Origin of the sequence: Flavobacterium arcticum (genome assembly GCF_003344925.1) — a bacterium.
Lineage (GTDB): Bacteria > Bacteroidota > Bacteroidia > Flavobacteriales > Flavobacteriaceae > Flavobacterium > Flavobacterium arcticum.
In genome coordinates, this window is record NZ_CP031188.1 from 2,013,621 (window position 1) to 2,033,456 (window position 19,836).

The window sequence follows — 19,836 nt, forward strand, 5'->3', positions numbered from 1 at the left end:
TCTTAAGTTTTTAATGTTTTTATAATATTTCTTTATATATAAAAGGTGTAGCAGTATTGAAATCTGAAAGTGCATTGGTAAATGAGTTTCCATTAGCATTTTCTTCAACAGCAAAGGTTAGAATTACAGGGATATACTTATTATTATCTATAAGTAGGTTACCAAAATTATCAGTAGTATCTGCACTGATGTAAGTAAGCCAGTTTGTTAAATCTTTAGAGCTCGACCCTTTATTTGCCTCAGTATCTGCTTGCGCAGGAATGTAACTGCCTACGGGTACTTGCTCTGCTAAAGGAAGACTAAAAAAGAAGTTGATGTTACTCTTACTATTTGTGTTGAGACTCTTTATTTTAGCTGCTTTTTCCTGAACTAATTTTTTTAATTGAGCTTTAAGGTCACTCAATTGAGTTTTTAGTTTAGTATCATTTTCACCTTCTAATGTTGCCTGTTGCTGCTCTAATTCTAACTCTGTTATATTGGCTTGTTTTGCTTCAATTTGTGGGTCAAATTCCTCAGCTATAGTATCTATAGAAGAAATATCGTTAATAAAAGATTGCATAGAATCCATAGTAAGCATTTCTTCGGTTGTACCCTTGTAAACTGGTAATAACATAAAACGGTAAGCTACATTATAAGCAGGGTTTTGGTTTACAGAGAATGTTATTTTATAGCTGTAACCTGCTTTCTTACTTAAGCTATTTTCGGCTTGTCCATTACTTTTAAACTGACTAAGAAATGAGGTAAAAGCTTCTTCGTTCTTAATATCTTCTTCGTTTTTATCTTTTGTCTGAGATGTAACTTTAATATTGCTGTTTTCTACAGCATTAAGGTGTGTTGTAATTGAAAAAGCAAGTGATGGAGCAGATAGAAAATCACTGAAATTATTAATACTTCTTTTATACTCATCAGTATATACTGCTAATAGAAAGGCAACATAATTTGTACCTAGTGTAATAACATCACCATCAGCATCTAATAGTGTATTATCATCATCTATATTCATGAAATTTACTTGGGTAGTTATCATTTCGTCATTCATAGATACATTTGTTCCTACAACAGATAATTCGTTTGTAGTAGCAATCGTTTGTTCTGGTAAAGCCACTGTTACAAATCGTCGATTTTGTTTTGTAACAATTCCCTCTGCTGTAGAAATAGAAAATGTGTTGCCTTTACTTTCTTTTACAATAAAAAGATAATAGTCTTTTACAGGATCAGTATCATAAAATGGGTTTAATAATTTATTGAAATGTGCAGTAAAGCTAGTATCAGATTTTCCTGTAATTACTTCTAATTGCTGGTTTAATTCCCTATTCATAGAGTTATATGCACTTGCTGCTGCATTATAATCTACTGTAAGGTATTTAAAGTTACCCTCTATGCCTTTTTCTGCTGCATTAGTAGCCGATAGTGCAGTGTTATCATCAACTACAGTTTGAGAGGCAGTGTCGTATGCATCCGATGTGATTTTTAATAAATTTTTAATGGCAGTATTAGTACTTTTCGATTCACTTAATACAACAGCCGATGATACTTCGGAGGTTAATGAAGAAGCCTCCATTGCTAGTTGCGAATTAAGCTCTGCACCATAAGCAGTATCATTCATTAAATCATTTATTTCTTTTGCCTGTACATATATATCAGTATCAAAATCAGCAGCATTAATTATACTATATATACTTCCTACGTCGCTTGCTAGTTTTGTTACAGCATTAGCAGCAATTTGTACGTTAGCAGCACATACAGCCGTATTGCTTACTGATAGTTTAACAAAAGCATCGGCTTGTGTTGCTGATTTTAATTCGTTATTAGACGAGTTGCTATTTGAAACAGCTTGTGTTTTCACTTCAGCTTTAGCGTCTTGATCAATCTTGGCTTGATCTAGCTTTTCTTCTGCTGTAATGCTTGCTCCTTCTGAATGGTAGAGCGAAAACATAGCAGCATTTAGTTTCGATTTAAGGTCTTTTTGCTCGGCATTTTGACTCTGTAAGGAGCTCACTATTGTCGAGCGCAGATTCTCATTGTAAGTATTCATAATTATAATTTTTTATGGATTAATTTTAAGTTTGTGCATTGGTTACATTGTTTATATAATATTAATAGTTCCAGTTTACATGAAGTGGTTTTTTCATCCAAGGAAATTTTATGATAGAAAATGAAAATGGTGATTTATGAATAAGAATATCATAAGCCCTTTTTTCGATGGTTAACTCCCAAAACTCTTCTTGTTCATAAAGTAGCCCATCGCGCACTAGCCAGTTCCCTCTAAACCCGTTAATAGAAGTCTCGCCTATCGTAGGCCAGTATCCTATGGCTGCTTTTAATAGTCCTGTAATTATATCTTTATTATTATCGAGTATAGTAATACCATCTGGTACGGGCTCATTAATTGCTAAGCCGCATAATATTTTATTAAGTGGTAGGAACTGTTCTTCTGTTTTAGAGAGCCCTGTAGCTAAGTATTGTATGTAGTGTACTGCTTCTTCTTGTTTTGTATTGTCAATAAATTTTTTGTTAGTTGTTAATGCTAACCTTTCGAAAAGCATAGGTATATAACTGTTTAAGAGTACTACTCCAGCATTTTTTATAGGTATCATTTCTTTAATAGTATCGGTTGATGTATCTTCTAATTGATGTACTTTATTTATGACAGATTTTTCTATAACCTGCATTTTTGCTCCGTTTGCATTTGTGGGCTGTATAGTATATTGTTGCTGTATTTGCCTGAATGATATGCGTAGGGCAGGAGGGAGCCATGATAAGTTTGTACTTACTTGTTGTATAAATGTATGGGGAGCTATACCTAGCTTTATTTTACAGTCCCATAGCAGTTCATTCCATATATTATTAACCGAAATAATATTCCAGTTACCGCTTATCCATACTTTTATTAACTTCTTAAAAAGGAGTTCTTGTATAGCTTTTATAGATGTACTGCTTAATGTTACATTTACCATCCCATAATAGAGCTGCTGCAACATATTAAGGCTTGTTTTACTACTTGTATTTAAATAGGATATCGACTTTATAAGTACTTTAAAATCTATTGTACTAGCTAACCAATGCAATTGAGTTTCGGGTAGCATTTCTTGCTTTAATACTGCTAGAAAAACAAGAGGATGTTGTGCCACTAACTCATTCAATATTATTTTTATATCGTTAGCTGTGGTAGTGGTATTACCTAATACTATGGGTAACTGTTTAGTTATTATAATGGTACAGGCAAGGTCATATAACAAACCTTTTCTTTTATATTTTAATAGTATACCATTAACCTTTATAGCGTTATTTCCTTTCAAGAATTGAGGAATTGCAATGTGATGTGATAAAAGATATTTAGCACTTGGTAGTATTGCAATTTCTCCTTTATTGATTTTTATAGCGATGCGCTCTTTTATATCAATCATATCTGATGATAGTAATACAAGCGTATCGTTTACTAACTTTTTCAATTCACTATTCGATAGGTTATCACCTATAAATAGCTTCCATGATGTTACCCAATACAGTTGGGTTATTTTTTTGGATAGTGTGCCACTTGCCATTGATAAGAATAGCTGGTATAACGATATAACCGTTGCTAATGTTTCTTGTGCTGCACCTAGTTTGTCTTGTAAAATAAGGTGACTAAAATGTATGAAATCATTTGATTGTATCAGTAAATCAATACTTTTTTTAGATGCTACTGTACCTGATAATGTTTTTCTCACATCAGATGGAAACCATTGTAATGCTACCTCAATCAGTTCTTCAAAATAGAATAGCTGACCGTTATGCATAACGGTTTTTGTTCCTAGTCGTAAACCTTCTTCAATGAGTTTTATAATTATGTTTTGCGATAGTATAGTACCATCTTTTAATGCTAGCTCTTTTTCGCCTGTTTTAGATGAAAATTGTCGTGATACAGTAACTGTAATTGCCTTATATGGATAACGTATAGCTACAGATTGTTTAAAGTTATTGATAAACGCAGTTGTATTACCTCTATGTGATTTATAGTCGAGCAGACACTGCCAGTACAATACTATAAGTTCTTCTTTAAGCTTGCTTTCGGTTTTATTTTTTAAATGTTTACTAAATAAAACGGTGTATTCTTTTATTAACTTGTTTAATAATGGAGTACCTCCTCGCAGTAGGTAATTTATTACTTTTTCGCCCTCTTTATTTCCTAGCTTTCTTAACTTAGTAATATCATTACTATTAAAATTAGAAGTAAGTAGTTTACTTATTTCTATCTTTTTAGGACTATCTACATTTATTAATGCTAGAGCCTGTTCTAACGGAGATGCTGTTACCGTAACTATGCTTTTTGATGTCAGGTCTTGTAATGTGCTTTCAGATATTATTTTCTCTCTGTACAAACGTTGTATTAATGAATTGAATCCAAGATGTTGACTTTGTGGTAGCGCATCATAAAAATGTTTTAACAATGTGGTTATAAACACAACAGGGTTAAATGTTTTTTGAGTTATGAGTAGCTGTAACCCTATAACAGGTAAATGAGTAGCTGCAATATCTTCTAATATTGTATGTTTTTTATCCTTCGCTATTATGGTTGCCATTTGTTGTATAGAGACAATACCATCGGCTGCTTTTTTGTTAGTGTTTTGTATTAGTATTATTATTGTATTGGTGTCTAATAATTGAGGTAACCACTCAAAAAGTTGATCTTGGTTTGTGTATTCTCTTATTAGTCGAAGTGTTTTTTCAGGCTGAATAGTTATGCTCTCTATTAGTGATTTTTTCAACCAAATAAATCGAGCTTTATCACTGACAGTAGAAGAATGCAGACTGTTTATAAGTATACCTATTTCTTCTAATTCTTTATCCTGCATTAATTGTTTTGTTACCTCTTTACTTGATAATGATTCTAGTATATAGGCATAGGTTTGTAATGTATATGCATTTCGTTCTACTGTAAATATTTCCGATTTTATAAAGTCTAAAAGAAGAGTATTTTTATCCTTTTGTGCTTTATTACTTATTTCTAGAAATACAGCATTCAAAAACTCTTTTTGACTGAATGTTTTATTTTTATTATTTGCGAGTATTTGTAACCCAATCGAAGAAATTTCTTCTTTGCTTATAACTAGTTTTAATTCGCTGCAAAGTTTCTGTATTAAGCTTAAGGTTCTAAATGTTGTTACAGCATCTACTGTATCAGTATACAGACCCAGTACTATTTCAAGAGCATCGTTGTTTAGATTTTTATTTGCTAATTTCCATTTTATTCCATTTTTAAATGTTTTTGTAATAAGCTCTTTTAGTCGTTGGGTATCTTGCCTTTCCAGTTTTATTAATAAATCATTAAAAGTTTTCCACTCTTCCTCTGATTTTATGGTTGCGAAATTGTTTAGTTTTTTTTCAAGAATATTCCAAAAGTCTTCATTTGGCTTATGTAGTGTGGCTTTAGCTTCTTTTTTTACAGTATGCTCTTCTTTAAGCATAGTAAGCATAAGTATAAAACTTGTTTTTATATCATTGTTTTTACCCACTTTTTCTACGGCTTGCATAATTAAGTCCAGCAAAGCCTCATAATTTATATTGTAGTGCAATGCCATTTGCACAATACTACTTTTAGTAAATGCTAGCTTATTAAAAACACTTCCGTTTTCGGTAAGCAAATAATTTAATATCCAGAGCCAAACATGCTTTTTAAAATCACGTGTATCTGCCTGTACAATTATTTCCTTTTGCTGAATTTTATTAAGCTCTCCCGAAAAGTCGATTATTTCTTTATGATAACTGGGTTCTAATCCCTCTATAAGCGTTACTATATTTTGCTCACTAAGTTGCCATGCCATTCTTTTTCTAATATTTTCATGTGTAACGCCTAGCTCTCTGAGTTTTTTTATAGTTTCATATCGGTTGTTTTGTAATTGGTTTGCTACTATTTGATTAATAGAGCCATCCTCTGCTTTATGCGTCCATGGGAGATAACCATGTTGTAAAAAAGTGGCTATAAGTTGCAGGTAAGATGTGTTTTCGTGGTAAACATCTAGTTTTACAGTACCACTTTCAGGATATAATATTAAGTCGCTTAATAGTTCCTGTAATTTTATTTGTAGTTGCAAAGCTATTTCGGCTTCCATATTGTCAAGACTTACTGTGCCCAAGTCTATTTCTAGTGTAGGTATTCGCCATATTTGTTCGTTGGGACACATTTTGTCAAAAACTTCTGTAACAGTACGAGGCATAAAGTTTTGACTCCATGCGCTAATGCGTTCTTGCACTTCAAATCCTTTATCTTTATTATCAAAAGAAGTTTGCCACTTAAACCGCGATATTAAATGTGTTGTATTATTATTCATAGCTTTTAGGTTTAAGTTCATTAATTAAATCTAAAAGCACTATCGCTTTTTCACGCGAGCTTAACACTGGTTTTGGGCTGTATCTAAGGCTATTATGCCAGTCAGAAAAAGCAACGATAATTTCGGTTAATAGTTCCCAGCCAGTAGTAACATAATTATAGTCAATATGTACGGGTAATGTGTCTTGCATGAATAATGCTACACGATTACTAAAATCATCGGTAATAAATTCAGGAACAAAATCAGGGAAAATTAGTAATACACTATTTGAGTCAAACTGGCATTCTAAAATGTTTTCTGTTTTGTTTATTATATCATTGCCGTATACAGTTTTTAAGAGTAATGGGAGTTCAATAAAAATAAAACCTTGTCGTTGTGTAATTATCCAAAATGAAATGTTACTATATATAGTAGAGCCATAATTACAAATGGTACTTGCAATAAAATTTTTATATAAAACTTTTAACCCAAATAGTAGGCTCATTTTTAGCTCGATACCAGAATAATTAATAAAATCTTGATAGGTAAGTTTTTCGGCAGCATCAATTTTTTCAGAGTTGAAAATAAAATCGTTAGCATAACCTCCAAGAATTAGATGTTCAAAGTTTTTGGGTACTTCTTCTGGAATAACATCTGAAATTTTATCCGCTTCTTGATAGTTATATCCTTTTTGACGATTGTAAGAAAGTAAATCAAGATTTTGCAGATATAGGCTTTTAAAAATAACTTGATCTTTGAGCACACTACCCGAATATACTGTACTTTCTATAATAGCCATTATTACTTCGGGAGACTCACCGTGTCGTGCCAATAAATGATTTAGTATAGTATTCCTACGTGTTAAGTTATCTTCTTCATCTTCCATTAACTGCATTAACCCCCACGAGTAAGCATTGTACGGGTCATGCTTGTAGGCTAACCAACTATTCTCTTCTTTTTGTTTTGGTCGTTCTAGCTCGGTACTAAAGTTAAAAACACCATTATCTTTAAGTAGTGGTCTTATGTTTGGTATATCATATAGTGTTTGGTAAAAATAAGTAGCCGAGAAGCTAAGGTAGGGTACAGGATATTCTGGATGTATTTTCTGAAAAGCATCTTGCACAGCATAGTACTCTTCTCTTTGCGAAGGAACACCTGTAATAGTATTTTTGAACGAAAAAAGATTCCCGACATTAGCTAACTGCGAAAATTGATTGGCTAATACTTGGTCAAATAATGTAAGGAAGCCTTTTAACTGTCTGGATTGTGCAATTTTTGTTTGTGGTGTGTTATAATGTACCGCATTAACCCCAATAGCATATATTTCGGGGAATGTGTTTTGTATAGAGTAATAAGAGTTAATATCTCTGTATCTACCTTTCGGAATAGGGGTTTGTAACTGTTGTTCTGCACCAGGTAAAATGTTATTGTCTGGTATTACATATTCCTGATTTTCTTGTGTGGGTAATGATAATTTTTTTCCTTTATAATACAGTTCTAAACTTCCATTAGTTAATGATGTAATTAAATCGACATATAAAATTTCATTATCTATACTGCTTATTTGAGAGTACACTTTATCCTTATCATCAAAGCTTGTAATTGATGCTGATGATACACTAATACATTCTGTAATAATACTACTTATAGCAATTGTGGTAAGTGCATTTTTTTTACTGACTAATGCAGAGGTTGGTATCCATCCTGTTTTTAATAGTGGTCCGTTAAAAATATCGTTAATAGCTATGCCTTTAGCCATCAGTTGTGTATATCCTTCGGTTGCAACGTCAGGAAAGATAGATTGACGTATTTGATTTTGAATACCTGCTATTATAGTACCTAAACCTTTTTCTACTTTCAAATCTATATATCCTGAAATGGTGTAGGACTTAGGCTGTAAAACCTGAGGCATTAAAAATAATTCACCAATATTTCGACTCTTGTTTAGGTAATAAAAAGCAGTTTTGCAATGGTCTGCATTGGTACTATGATTATTTAAAACATCTTCGCTGAGTTGTAAATATACCTGATAAGTATTTAAATTATAGGGTGTATCATTAATAGGGATAATTACCGCATTGGTAACACCATCTATGCCATCTATTAAATATTTTATATAATCGTTTGTTGTAACTGATGCGGTAGTTAATATCTCTTCGGGAGTAAAAAACTGATTTTCCATCATCAATTTTCCGTCAGGACGCGTTAAGATATCTTCTACAGGAAAATCATTACAATACCCTAACTCTGTAAGGGCATAGCACACTTGTTCTAGTATAGTAACGCCAGGGTCACTCGCGTTTAGGTTAGTCCATTGTGTACCTGCATACCGCTGTATATAAGCTAGTCCTAAATTCTTTAAAGCTTCAAAATTCCTATTAATCGGCAACGGATGATCTACTATGTAATTTAGTTTACTCATGATGTTGGATTAATTAAGATGTGATGATTCATGTATGAAACCAATAGTGTAGCTGTATTAGCAGGAGTAACCGATGTAACAGTATCTACATTTATATAAGGATTCCCACAAGCCCATGTAACAAACGATATATTATTAGCAGCTACCACACCATCAACACTACATATACAGCTTGCTATTTCAATGTCTGTTATACTCGTATCTATTGTTATTTGAGGGGCATCACTACTAATCCAAGGCGATATAAATAAGTTAATAGCGGTATTAATTGCTTTTTTTAGCCCTATGGTATCATAACCTTCACTAACAATAACAGATGCATTTACCTTTACATACTGAAAGCTAAAATTATGCACACTGCATTGTGAGAAAGCTCCAGCTCTTGCATTAAGGTAATCGGCTATTTTTTCTTTTTGGCAACTATTTATTTGTGGTAAAAAAGCATCAGCTTCTGTAGGGCTCTCACAAGCCTTAACAACATAAATATCGAGCTTTTTACTGTTTGTATTATATATAGGTTTGCTATAAAAAATAAAAGAATGTTGTTCGCGTATAGTTCTAAAATAGTCGCCATTAGTTATAGCTCTGTCTTTTGTTTTTATCCTATTACTTACACGAATATTCATTGCTGTACGGTTTTCAGCAGCTTTTCCGCCAAAAGAAGGAAAGGGTTGTACAACAGTTGCAATTTCGGGTATAGCAGTTTGGGGTTGCGTTATAGCGTTTGCGGCAATTTGCGGTTTATTATTTTTGTCTTTCCAGCTTATAGTACTTGTTCGCGATACACAAAACCCATTTGGAGCTACAATTATACTTTTAGCATACTGGGACGGGTTGTTTACCCCTATAGCTATGTAATATTTGCCCAATGGCATTAATGGACTTTTTTTACTTATATCCTTTGGGATATTTACGGTTATTATACCTGTACAGCTAAAGTTATTAGTACCATCGGCAATTAATGGTAGCGTTTCCCAACCTGATTTACTTAGATAATAATAATTTATTGGCTCAGTATCAGGTTCGCCATCATAACTGCCCGATAGTTCAAAGTAAATGTTAAGATTATTCGACGGTATTATAGTATCCATCACTATATATAAATATCCTTTGTCAGTATAAGTTGGGTATAGTGCAATACCCAGTCCGTCGATATTTAATTTATTGTATATTTTATAATTACTAAAAGGACTGTACATAAAGCATTCTAATGCACTCTGAGGAGTTTTTGAGGTAAAATCATAAGTTTCAGAGGCGGTATAATATGCAGTTAAACTATCTAATTTTGGTGTATAAGGAATATTGGCAGATTCTTTAATAGGTCTTGATATACCAAAAAAACTTTCAGCATTATTTATCAGTATTGCTGCATTATTTAAAGCAATATTAGTAACTACTTTGGGGTATATTTCTGCTCCAAAACCATATTGAGGTCCATTTAATACCATTTTTATAAGCCCTGCTTTGCTAGTGTCACTATATTTAAGCGGTACTAATTGTATAAAGGAATTTCTTGTTTTAACCTCATTTACTGGGGTGTAACCAAAAAAACTTTTTTCTGTAAGTGTCCCGTTTACAGTAGTATCATCTGTGCTAAATAATAAGAGTTCATCGTCAGGTTGTGGAGTATCTTCAGTAATAGGATAAGGGGTCGCCATAATAGTATTATTCTCGTTTATGGCTATATTTTGTAACTTAGTCATACTAATGCTATTCCAATCATTGTTTTGTAGCAACTTAAATTCGACTGTAAAGCAGTAATTGTTAAAAGAAAAAACAGTTTCTTCGGTTGTATCATCATTATTACTCCCTTTGCCTGTTATACGATTCCATATATTTCCTCTGTTTTTTGCTCTCTCCTTATTATTTTCAAAATACGTATTGTATTCTTTATAATAATCTTCAAAATTATTAGGGAGTTTATCCCAATCCAGTTCAAAATACAGTGAATTAAATGGCTTACTTAATATTTCGTTATTGCCAATAATGAAATTGTTATTGTATACTGGCGAAGGACCAAAAAGCGGGTAAGGATTTTTAGTACTAAGTGTGCCATAATCGTTATATAGCTGAAAGGTTTTTATACCCGCAACAGCTACACTTATGTCTAATGAGTTTAAAATAGGAGGAGTAGTGGGAGATGAAACAGCATCAAATATTATTTTGATTAATGGCCATTTGGCAGTAATACCATCAGGATTAGTATCAAAACACTCTATAGCGGGTTGGATTGCCTCAAGCGTAATTACTACCTCTTGACTTTCTCCAAAAAATTGAAAATTGGGGAATACAGTAAAGGCAGTAACATTGAGCCATTTTTTTTGAGTACTTAAATAATAGCGAGCATTTTTTAGTTGTCTTAGGTCGGTGGTGGTTGCAAAATTAAATGAGAACGTTATTGTTCTATTCCCTTCTTTTAATAAAAGCATAGGGGAGGCAAAAGCAATACCAAAATTAGTTTTGGTTGCTATTGTAGTATCTGCACCCCCAAAAGTTTGCCATGCTTCTGTTTGTCCTATTTCATCTTTTTTTATTGTAGATGGTTCAGGTATATCTTGCACATAAGGCATATAAAAACCTATAGCGTTTTTAGCAATGCTTAATGTAAAAGCATCTGAAATTAAAGTTGGTGTTAATGATACACTTTTTGTGTTAACAAAAAGTATAGGCTGTTTTTGAGAATCGAGCCCAGCGTTAAACAACGTTCCTTCGGGTAGGGTGTATGCACTCTTTTTACTTAAAGTAGTATATATAAAAGCACTATCGGGTTGTGCACCCTGTTTTTTTTGCTTTAGAATATCATCATAATAAAACTGTAAATGTTTTTGACTTAAACCGTTGAGCTGTTTTTGATGTATTTTAAGTAGCTCGATAAAGGAACGAATTAATACCGTATCAGGATAACCATTAGTTTCTATTTTTATTTTCTCAAATTCAATGTCTGCATGATGAATTGCAGTATGAAAAAAATGAAATATACGATCGCCCACATTCGTAATAGCATTTAATATCTCTAGAGGTGTATTTTTGGTTATAGGATGCTTTAAATTAAGCAGTTCCCAATAGGGGCTTTTATCTTTGTTTTTTCGCCATACTTGCTCTTGATAGTCTGAGTAGGTATGAAATCGCGAAGTATTTACAGGAGTAATACCTTCTACGAAAGTAGATAGAAATAAATTTTGACGTAATGAGTTAAATGCCCAAAAATAGGGGCTTATTTTTACAGTTGACTCATTAATAATATAGTTTTTAAGCGTATACTCTTTATCAGATGATTGCATAAAACCAATCCATTGCTTGATGTACATAAAAACATCATTTAATTGGTCAAAAAGCTGATTAAAAAGACTACCTACCATAGAGGTTGTAATCAAACTTTTAATACTTTTTATCGTATTAAGATAAAGTGTATGTAATTGTTTAAAAGGAGTACCTGCTATAGTTGCGGTTAAGAATAAAGGATCTTTAAGTAAAAAAGGTCGCCAGTTACCAGAGTGTTGATTATCTTTATTGTAAAAATTGACCAGATTACCAAAACCCGACAAAAAACAAAGCCAGTCTTTTTCCGTTCTCCCATCAATAAGTTGAGAGTCAGGAACCAGAGCTTGTTGTTGGTTTATGATAGCACTATATTGATCAATTATTGGCATACATTACTTGTTAAATATTAGTTCCTTCTTTTACATAAAAAGGAAATACATAGTTGTGACGTGTATTGGTTTGGTTATACGTATAGTCAACTTTTATTTCTACTAACCCAGTTAGAAGGTCTGTATAAGTTGCCGTGACACTTTGTACTGTAATTCTAGGTTCATGCTCCAGTAATGCAGTCTTTACAGCATCTTCTAGTTGTCCTTTTAATGTGGCGTTCATTTGCCTAAAAAAATACTGTTGCATTCCTGAACCAAAATCGGGTTGCATAGTACGTTCTCCTAACTTGGTTTGTAGAATAATATTAATAGCATCATTTACATTATTTTCATACCAACTTAGCTCTAACTTGTGGTTTCCTGCAGAGAAAGCTACAGGAAAAGCCCAGCCAACGCCTAAAAAATGGTTCTCTATTTCGTCGTTTTGTTTACCCACCTATCATTACTGTAAAATCGCCTAAAATTATTTCTCCTCCATGTGCTGTCATATCGCCCATTCTTGCTGCTGGCATACCGCCTATCAGTACTGTCATCGAACCTTTTACAATACTATCGGGCGGACCCACACAAACTAACATATCACCCACACGAGCTGCGGGTAGTTTACCTATAAGTACTGTTGGTTCGCCTGGTCCTGTTATAGGCCCACCCACGTGTGGTATTGGTACTGGTGCAGGTGTTACCATTGGGCATTCATGAAAATCTGTTAATCGTGCTGCTGGTGGCATATTGTTCTTTTTTTAGTTAATCATTACCATTGCCCCTTTTAGGGTAAGTTGAGCTCCTCCGCTCACTTTGGCTGTCGCACTACCTTCAGCAGAGTATTCTACATCGGCAGATTGTTTTATATTCATACCGCTGATTGCTACATCTCCACCCGATGCTTGTACTTTTACGCCTTGTGTACCTTTTATATTTACACTTTCGGTAGCTTCTATATTGATGCTTTTCGGGCTTTTTATAGTTATACCGCTAGATGAAAGCACAATACTATTATCATTTTCATCTTTCAGGGTAATTTGCTTATCTTGATCACTCAGTATAACTGTGTTTTTATTTGGGGTATTAACCGTTAATATTTTATTTTCATCATCAAATTCTATCGAAATACCTGATTTAGAAACAATAGCTTTAATAGAATTTTTTTCGTTTGGGTCTAAACCTTCATAAGGTTTTGTATTGGTACTACTGTACATACTGCCCAATATGATAGGGTAGCGAGGGTCTTCGTTAAGGAACCCCAACACTACTTCATCACCTACTTCGGGCATGAAAAATGCTCCTGCACCATTAGTAGAATAAAAATTAGAAAGCCTTGCCCATATTCCTTCTCCGTTAGAATCGAATAGTGGTACATCTACCAAAATTCTATATTGCGAGTCGGGGTCTTCATACATCTTTTTCACCGTGCCTATAGATAAACCTCTTACTCCAGGTAATACCCCCGATGCTGGAGGTGCTACTACATCAGGCTCTTCGGTAAACCAGCCAAATGGCAGCCCTATATTTACTCTAGTAATCCAGTTACCTTCAGAAATATCATGTACAATTCCCGACATTATGTGGTCGCCATTAAACCTATCGCCTAATCCACCAAGTGTAATATACTGACCTGGATTCGGGATACTTGTTCCTTGAAACTTTGCTTCACCTTGTATTTTAGAAAATTCACTTTTTACAAGTTGTGCCTTACTCCAGTTAGTGAGATCGGCACTCTCTAATGAGCCAATGGTTTGCAGTCGATACTCTGATAGTCCTACTACTTCTGATAATTTTTTTGTAGAAAGGTTTCCTGCTCCAGCATAGCTATTTGTTGCCTCTCCGTTAATCACAGCTTGGGTTTTATAGTCCCAAGAGTCAGCTTTTGCATTATCTATTTGGTATATAGATTGCAAGTCGGCATTAAACTCCATTAATCCATCACCATATTTTACAGTTAGTACAGAGCTTGTATTTGCATCAGGTTTAAAAACCGAAACTTTATTATCATAAGCCGTAACAACCATCCCGTTATTTTCGGCAAGTGTCATGATATAATCCCAGTCAGTAACATAATATTGAACTTGCTCTGGCCAAGTAGTTGGAGTACTTGATACATCAGACGATAACCCCGAATAATTACCTATTATAGTTGATATAACATCGCTGTCTTTTTGTTTTGAGTAGGTTAGGCTTTTTCTGCCTACTATCATTTTTATAGCCTCATCTCTACATTCAACCTCCAGTGCCGAGCCTACTAATGCATCAATACGTATGGTTTGACCAGTTATTATACCTTTAAATATATTTGTGTTTTTAGAGTCATAACCAGCTTCTATAACTATTTCTGCACCAGGTACAAAAGTTGCTGATGAGCTAATTTTAAAAGTTTCATCATCGGCATCGCCATCAAGTATTACTATTTTTGCATAAGCTATGCGATTTACTCTTTTTTCTACATATATAGAGAGTACTTTAGACTCATCATCAATAGCATTTCCATTTACTTTTATAGTAAAAGTAGCAGTATCTCCTACGGGTGTTGTGTTACTTGCCATTATGTGGGTTGTATTATGGGAGGGAAAACAAGTTTTTGTACCCCTTCTAGATTTCTAAATTTATTAAGTCCATTGTATTTCGCTACCTGTATGTAATATTTTTCATCATCCCAAATGTTATCGCATAGTTGTGGTAGTGTCATACCGTTTTCTACGGTTACTAAATGAGTTACATCTGGCGACTGCGGATTATCTATTTTTGTTACTGTTTTTGGATCTATATATTGACTAAAACTCAAAGAAACTTTTGCACGCAATGGGCTACCATCAGGTCTAAAAAGAGTATAAGAAGTATCAAATGATGTGAGTACACCTTTAAAAATAAAATCTTTACCCCATTGTATTTTTACAAAGTTAGGACGGTGTATTTTGCCATTATAATTAAATATTATATCTTCTAATGTTGTGATTTCTTTACTAACGTCGGTTCTTTTTGGGTCGATGATTCCTGTTCCATCAATAACAATTTCAAAGTTTAGTTTATCGCTAGGAGTGCTTTTATATTTTTGTGATGCAGAGCTTGTATTGGGTGCCTGTTGGTGGTTATATTCAATGTTTTTTTGCCATTTTATATTTTCAGGGTTTATCATGCAGGTATAGGGTTGCCCTGAAAATTCATCACTAAAATTCTCATCGGTATATCCTGTTATCTGCATCAATTCTAAACTTGCACTCATAATATTTAGGCTTATCGTTTGTTGCTTCTCTCTCTCATTTGCTCAGTAAAAATTCTCTTACACTCTTCAAGCATCTGTTTTTTTAATTCTTGTAAGTCTTTTTCTTTCACCATAGCCCGCGGGTTATGCCCTGCGCTTACTATTTCTGTTTTTATAATAAGTTCTCTTATTTCTATTGGCATACGCTTTAATTAAATAAATTACCAAACATAGTATCTTGCGATACAGCAAAATAGGTGTAAGCGAGCTCTATAGACTCTATTACTAATGAATTCTCTTGTGATTTCAGGTCAGATATGGTATATTTTATAGGGTAAGCCCCATGAAATGTCCACATGGCACATACAGTACCATCAGCACTAAGTAAACTAACTGATACATCATGCGTTACAATTGGGTTTGCTAATCCTTCATCAATACAGCTTGCACACCAGTCTATCAATTCACTACCATCGGGTATAAGCGCTCTTTTTAAAATTAAATTTTGACTTGTAGATAGGGTGGGGAGTCGGTACTTAAACCGATTTTCCCCACCACAAGCTACCTCTTCTATACTTAGCTCTTTACTAATACCCGATACTTCCTGAAAGGCGGCATCTTCGCCGTTAAAAGAAAGTTCGAAGTAAAAAGCTATAGGATAGTTAGGATGATTTTCCATTTGTTATTATTAGTTGTTCATGTGCTATTTCAAGCGTGTCAATCGCTACCTCATTTCCGTCTGACTTCAGGTCGGTACTGGTAATTTTTGTAGGCCATGCATTGTTTAGCTGCCATTGCATAGTAACATCGCCTTTCTCATCAAGCAGTTTTATAAGTACTGTTCTTCTTTTAATGGTATTCATTGTTATTTCTGCATGCCAGTTCCAAAAAGTGTTATCATTTACAAATACACCTCTTTTCATAGTTACATTACCATACTTGGCAATGCCTGGCATTTTCTCGGTAGAAAACAAAGGACTATTACTTTTTCGATATTCTATAATTTGGTTTTCTACATCCATACCCGATACTTCCTGAAAAGCTACTTTTGTTAGTTCGGTTCCAAGATCTACTTCGAACCTAAACTTGGGCATGGGCCACGTTGCGCCTTCTACGCTTCCGTCATCTGTTGCCATAATTTTTTATGTTTTTAAGTTGGTTTATTATTTATTACTATTATTAGTTGTTTCTATATTAGCTTGATGTAGCCATTTGTTGTTGGAATGTTAGTACTATAAACTCAGCAGGTCTTACTACAGCTACTTTTACAGTAACATTCATAAAACCGTTAAGTATATCTTCTGATGTCATGGTACTGCCTAAACCACACTCTACAGAAAAAGCATCTGAAGCCGAAGCTCCCTGTAGTCCGCCTTCTTTCCATATAGAGTTCAGGAAACTACCTATCATTGCTTTAACAGCTTCCCAAGTGTTTTTAACATTAGGTTGAAATACATAGGCATTTGCTGCAAGTTTACAAGATTGCTCAAGGAATATCATGGTTCTTCTTACTGATAGGTAACGCCAGTCTTGACTATTGCCGTCTAGCGTGCGAGCACCCCATACTAGGATACCAATACCATTAAAGTAACGTATGGCATTTATTGATTTTCCTGATATAGCATCTACATTCAAATCGGCTTGCTGGCTTTCAGATAATTTTATGGGTAGTGATGACACAGCTACTATAGATGTATTTGCAGGAGCTTCCCATACACCATCTTCACTATCTATTGTTGTCATAACGCCTGCCATACCAGCACTTGGTGGTAATATATTGGCATCAAAAAGTATATGTTTTACAATTTGACTGTATGTTTTGCTAGCGTTTATTAGTGAATTATTATATTGTGATACCGTTAGCGGATCGCCAGGAGGGTTCTCTATATTACTTAATATAGTTGCTGCTGTAGGGTTAGGATTCTCTGGCGGGTTTAAAAGAGGATCTAGTTGTTTTACATCGCCACCAAACATATTGGTATAATCAATGTCCTGACTTTGCATTATTGTAGTACCTACAAAAGGATAGTAAGCAGTACCATAGTTTAAGCCCTGTGTACCAGTTTTCTCTCTAAAGTTAATTATATCGTCTGTATAGGTTATCGGGTCGGGGTTGCGACCGCCAATTATATCAAAAACAGATACTGCTGTTTGCATCTCAGTGGCTTGCGACAACATCTTTTGCATTAATGTACCATTTTCGTCAAGAGATAGTAGTGTTGCCTCTGGGCAAATGTACATGGTAGGTTCTTGCTCATTTTTTAATAATGCAAGACCATTTTCAAGTTCACTTAATACTACATTAGGGTTTACAATTTGATCACCAGGATTTATTGTGTTTCCTGATGCTTCGCCATATGTACCTACTGATATTATATAGGCATCTGCCCCGCCATTTTGGTAAAACAGTTGGATACTGTTGTACAAATAATAAATAGTATTAGGATCGGGTAGAATGGCATAGTATTTACCTTCAATCATCATGTAGTCTTGATTAGTAGGTTTACTTTTTTGTTCTATCAGATAATACTGCGGGCTGTACTGCTTGGCAGGGTCTGCTGGAGCAGCAGGGTCTGGGTAACAATAGATGGATTGAAACTCTGCAAATGATGTTACTTTTTGAGCAACATTTGTATACGATTTTCCTTCGTACATTGCTTGTGGCGTATAGCCGATAAAAGCAGGAACTGCGGTTTCTACTGGGACTACCGAGTTGCCAAAGCCATTTATCTCGTTGATATAAACGCCAGGCGATTTAATGTTTGATTCGAGCATATTACATTCGTTTTATTTTGTTGGATTTATATATAAACATACATTGGTGATACTAGTTGTGTAATGTCTTTTACAATAGCTACATTACGAGGATCTGGATTTGGTAATCCTTTATATATTACTTTCGTTGATAGTTTTGTACTTGATTTATTTTGACTCACTAAGTCAAATTTATATACAGGTTTCTCTTGTAAGGTTATAAATGATAATGAAGTAAATAAGAGTGCTTGTTCTCCGTTATCTGTAGTAACATTTTGTGGGTTGCTAAATGTTAGGGCTGTTTTTCCTTTTATTTCAAGATTGTTTTCGGGTTTTACATTCCTATTTATTATATAGTATTGCCATTGTGTTGCTCTTGCAGTAAACTGTATAGAATAGGAGACCGTATTGTGGTTTTTTATCAGTGTTATAAGATCGTCAAAATATAGGGTTAGTTTTCCTAAAATAGTAGTGTCTCCTTCTTGTAAGGTAGGGGTAAGCTGTAATGTGTCTTTATCTTGATTTAGTGTTGTTTGTTTACTGTTATATAAAAATTGTCCTATCCAGTTTTGGTCAATATCAGTATAGCTGTAAAATAATTGACTATTGGTTACAATGTCAAACTCAAAGCTCATTAGCCCTGTGGCTTTTATAATGTTATTTAAGTAATCGGGTAATGGAGTAGTGGTATTAGCATACCATTCTAAACCATTAACTAGTTGCCTGCTCAAAAAACCATATCGCTTTACTAGTTGTTGTGTTGTGCTAGTAGGTATAAATTGCAAACCTTTGCACACCCCATCGTTAAAGTAGGAGTGCCATACTGCTATATTAAATACAGGTTGAAAGTTGCTATTTATCATTGCTTAACGTTATTAGAGGTTTGCGATACTCCTGTATTAAATGTTATTGTTTGGTTGCCTTGCATTGTTATAAGTCGCATTTTATATACTACAGAGGGTTGATATTTTGCCCCCATAGCTGTCCATAAACTATGCATTTGATGATAGGCAATTTTTTCAATGTCAAACTCTACTTTTGTAAGCCCTGCTGGTATATTTGAAAAATTACGAGAATCGAGACATGGATTAATTTGGAAGAATAATATTACTGCATCTAAAAATTTTAATGTCTCTTCATAATCGTCAAAATTGGCACTTATCAACACATATAGGTTATATCTTTCTGAGAGGCTTACATTGGCATAGTTGCCATTATTTAAAGGAACAGCCTTATTTCTAAAAGGTCGAGCGGTTTCTTGCTCTATATTAATGAGAGAGACTACTACTTTGTTTTGATTAGATTGTGGTAACTCGCCATTGTTTTCTATCAAATTATTAAGCACTACTTTATCTTCATCGAGCTCCATACTATTTTTTAGGAACTGATTTAATGATTGACTACTAAATTTAAGTGCTGTACTAATCATGTTTTATATTGTTTACATCACATTATCAAGTGATTATGGTAAATGTACCTAACATTATAATATGTGTAGTAAAATGGTCATGTACAATTCGTATTCAT

At 33.9% G+C, this 19,836-nt stretch carries 14 protein-coding genes; all 14 read right to left on the minus strand.

The genetic code is table 11. The features are described from left to right. Positions 1 to 19: 19 nt before the first annotated feature. On the minus strand, positions 20 to 2,035 hold the full coding sequence (locus tag DVK85_RS09075) for a hypothetical protein (RefSeq protein WP_114678132.1): 2,016 nt from the start codon (positions 2,033 to 2,035) through the stop codon (positions 20 to 22). Between the two features lie 61 nt (positions 2,036 to 2,096). Next, positions 2,097 to 6,311 (minus strand): contractile injection system tape measure protein, encoded by a 4,215-nt coding sequence (locus DVK85_RS09080; protein ID WP_127960577.1) that lies wholly within the window; start codon positions 6,309 to 6,311, stop codon positions 2,097 to 2,099. After that, complete coding sequence (locus tag DVK85_RS09085; RefSeq protein WP_114678134.1) at positions 6,304 to 8,712, minus strand: hypothetical protein; 2,409 nt, start codon at positions 8,710 to 8,712, stop codon at positions 6,304 to 6,306. Before DVK85_RS09085 ends, DVK85_RS09080 begins: the two co-directional genes overlap by 8 nt. Further along, positions 8,709 to 12,362 (minus strand): hypothetical protein, encoded by a 3,654-nt coding sequence (locus DVK85_RS09090; protein WP_114678135.1) that lies wholly within the window; start codon positions 12,360 to 12,362, stop codon positions 8,709 to 8,711. The genes DVK85_RS09085 and DVK85_RS09090 overlap by 4 nt, the downstream gene beginning before the upstream one ends. A gap of 10 nt (positions 12,363 to 12,372) precedes the next feature. After that, positions 12,373 to 12,798 carry a GPW/gp25 family protein gene (locus DVK85_RS09095; RefSeq protein ID WP_114678136.1) on the minus strand — a complete coding sequence of 142 codons (426 nt, stop codon included), beginning with the start codon at positions 12,796 to 12,798 and terminating at the stop codon, positions 12,373 to 12,375. Then, positions 12,791 to 13,090, minus strand: a complete 300-nt coding sequence (locus DVK85_RS09100; RefSeq protein ID WP_114678137.1) for a PAAR domain-containing protein — start codon at positions 13,088 to 13,090, stop codon at positions 12,791 to 12,793. The genes DVK85_RS09095 and DVK85_RS09100 overlap by 8 nt, the downstream gene beginning before the upstream one ends. 12 nt (positions 13,091 to 13,102) lie before the next feature. Beyond that, complete coding sequence (gene vgrG / locus DVK85_RS09105; RefSeq protein ID WP_114678138.1) at positions 13,103 to 14,899, minus strand: type VI secretion system tip protein VgrG; 1,797 nt, start codon at positions 14,897 to 14,899, stop codon at positions 13,103 to 13,105. After that, entirely contained in the window at positions 14,899 to 15,576 is a 678-nt protein-coding gene (locus DVK85_RS09110; protein WP_114678139.1) for a CIS tube protein, read from the minus strand. The genes vgrG and DVK85_RS09110 overlap by 1 nt, the downstream gene beginning before the upstream one ends. 11 nt (positions 15,577 to 15,587) lie before the next feature. Next, entirely contained in the window at positions 15,588 to 15,758 is a 171-nt protein-coding gene (locus DVK85_RS13555; protein ID WP_162845339.1) for a DUF5908 family protein, read from the minus strand. Between the two features lie 5 nt (positions 15,759 to 15,763). After that, positions 15,764 to 16,234, minus strand: a complete 471-nt coding sequence (locus tag DVK85_RS09115; RefSeq protein ID WP_114678140.1) for a phage tail protein — start codon at positions 16,232 to 16,234, stop codon at positions 15,764 to 15,766. Further along, positions 16,218 to 16,691, minus strand: a complete 474-nt coding sequence (locus DVK85_RS09120; protein ID WP_114678141.1) for a phage tail protein — start codon at positions 16,689 to 16,691, stop codon at positions 16,218 to 16,220. The genes DVK85_RS09115 and DVK85_RS09120 overlap by 17 nt, the downstream gene beginning before the upstream one ends. Before the next feature lie 58 nt (positions 16,692 to 16,749). Further along, a complete protein-coding gene (locus DVK85_RS09125) occupies positions 16,750 to 18,330 on the minus strand; it encodes a phage tail sheath family protein (protein ID WP_114678142.1) in 1,581 nt (526 codons plus the stop codon). Between the two features lie 26 nt (positions 18,331 to 18,356). Beyond that, positions 18,357 to 19,172, minus strand: coding sequence for a hypothetical protein (locus DVK85_RS09130; protein ID WP_114678143.1), 816 nt, complete (start codon positions 19,170 to 19,172; stop codon positions 18,357 to 18,359). Then, positions 19,169 to 19,738: a DUF4255 domain-containing protein gene (locus DVK85_RS09135; protein ID WP_114678144.1), complete on the minus strand. Its 570-nt coding sequence runs from the start codon at positions 19,736 to 19,738 to the stop codon at positions 19,169 to 19,171. The genes DVK85_RS09130 and DVK85_RS09135 overlap by 4 nt, the downstream gene beginning before the upstream one ends. Between the last annotated feature and the right edge of the window lie 98 nt (positions 19,739 to 19,836).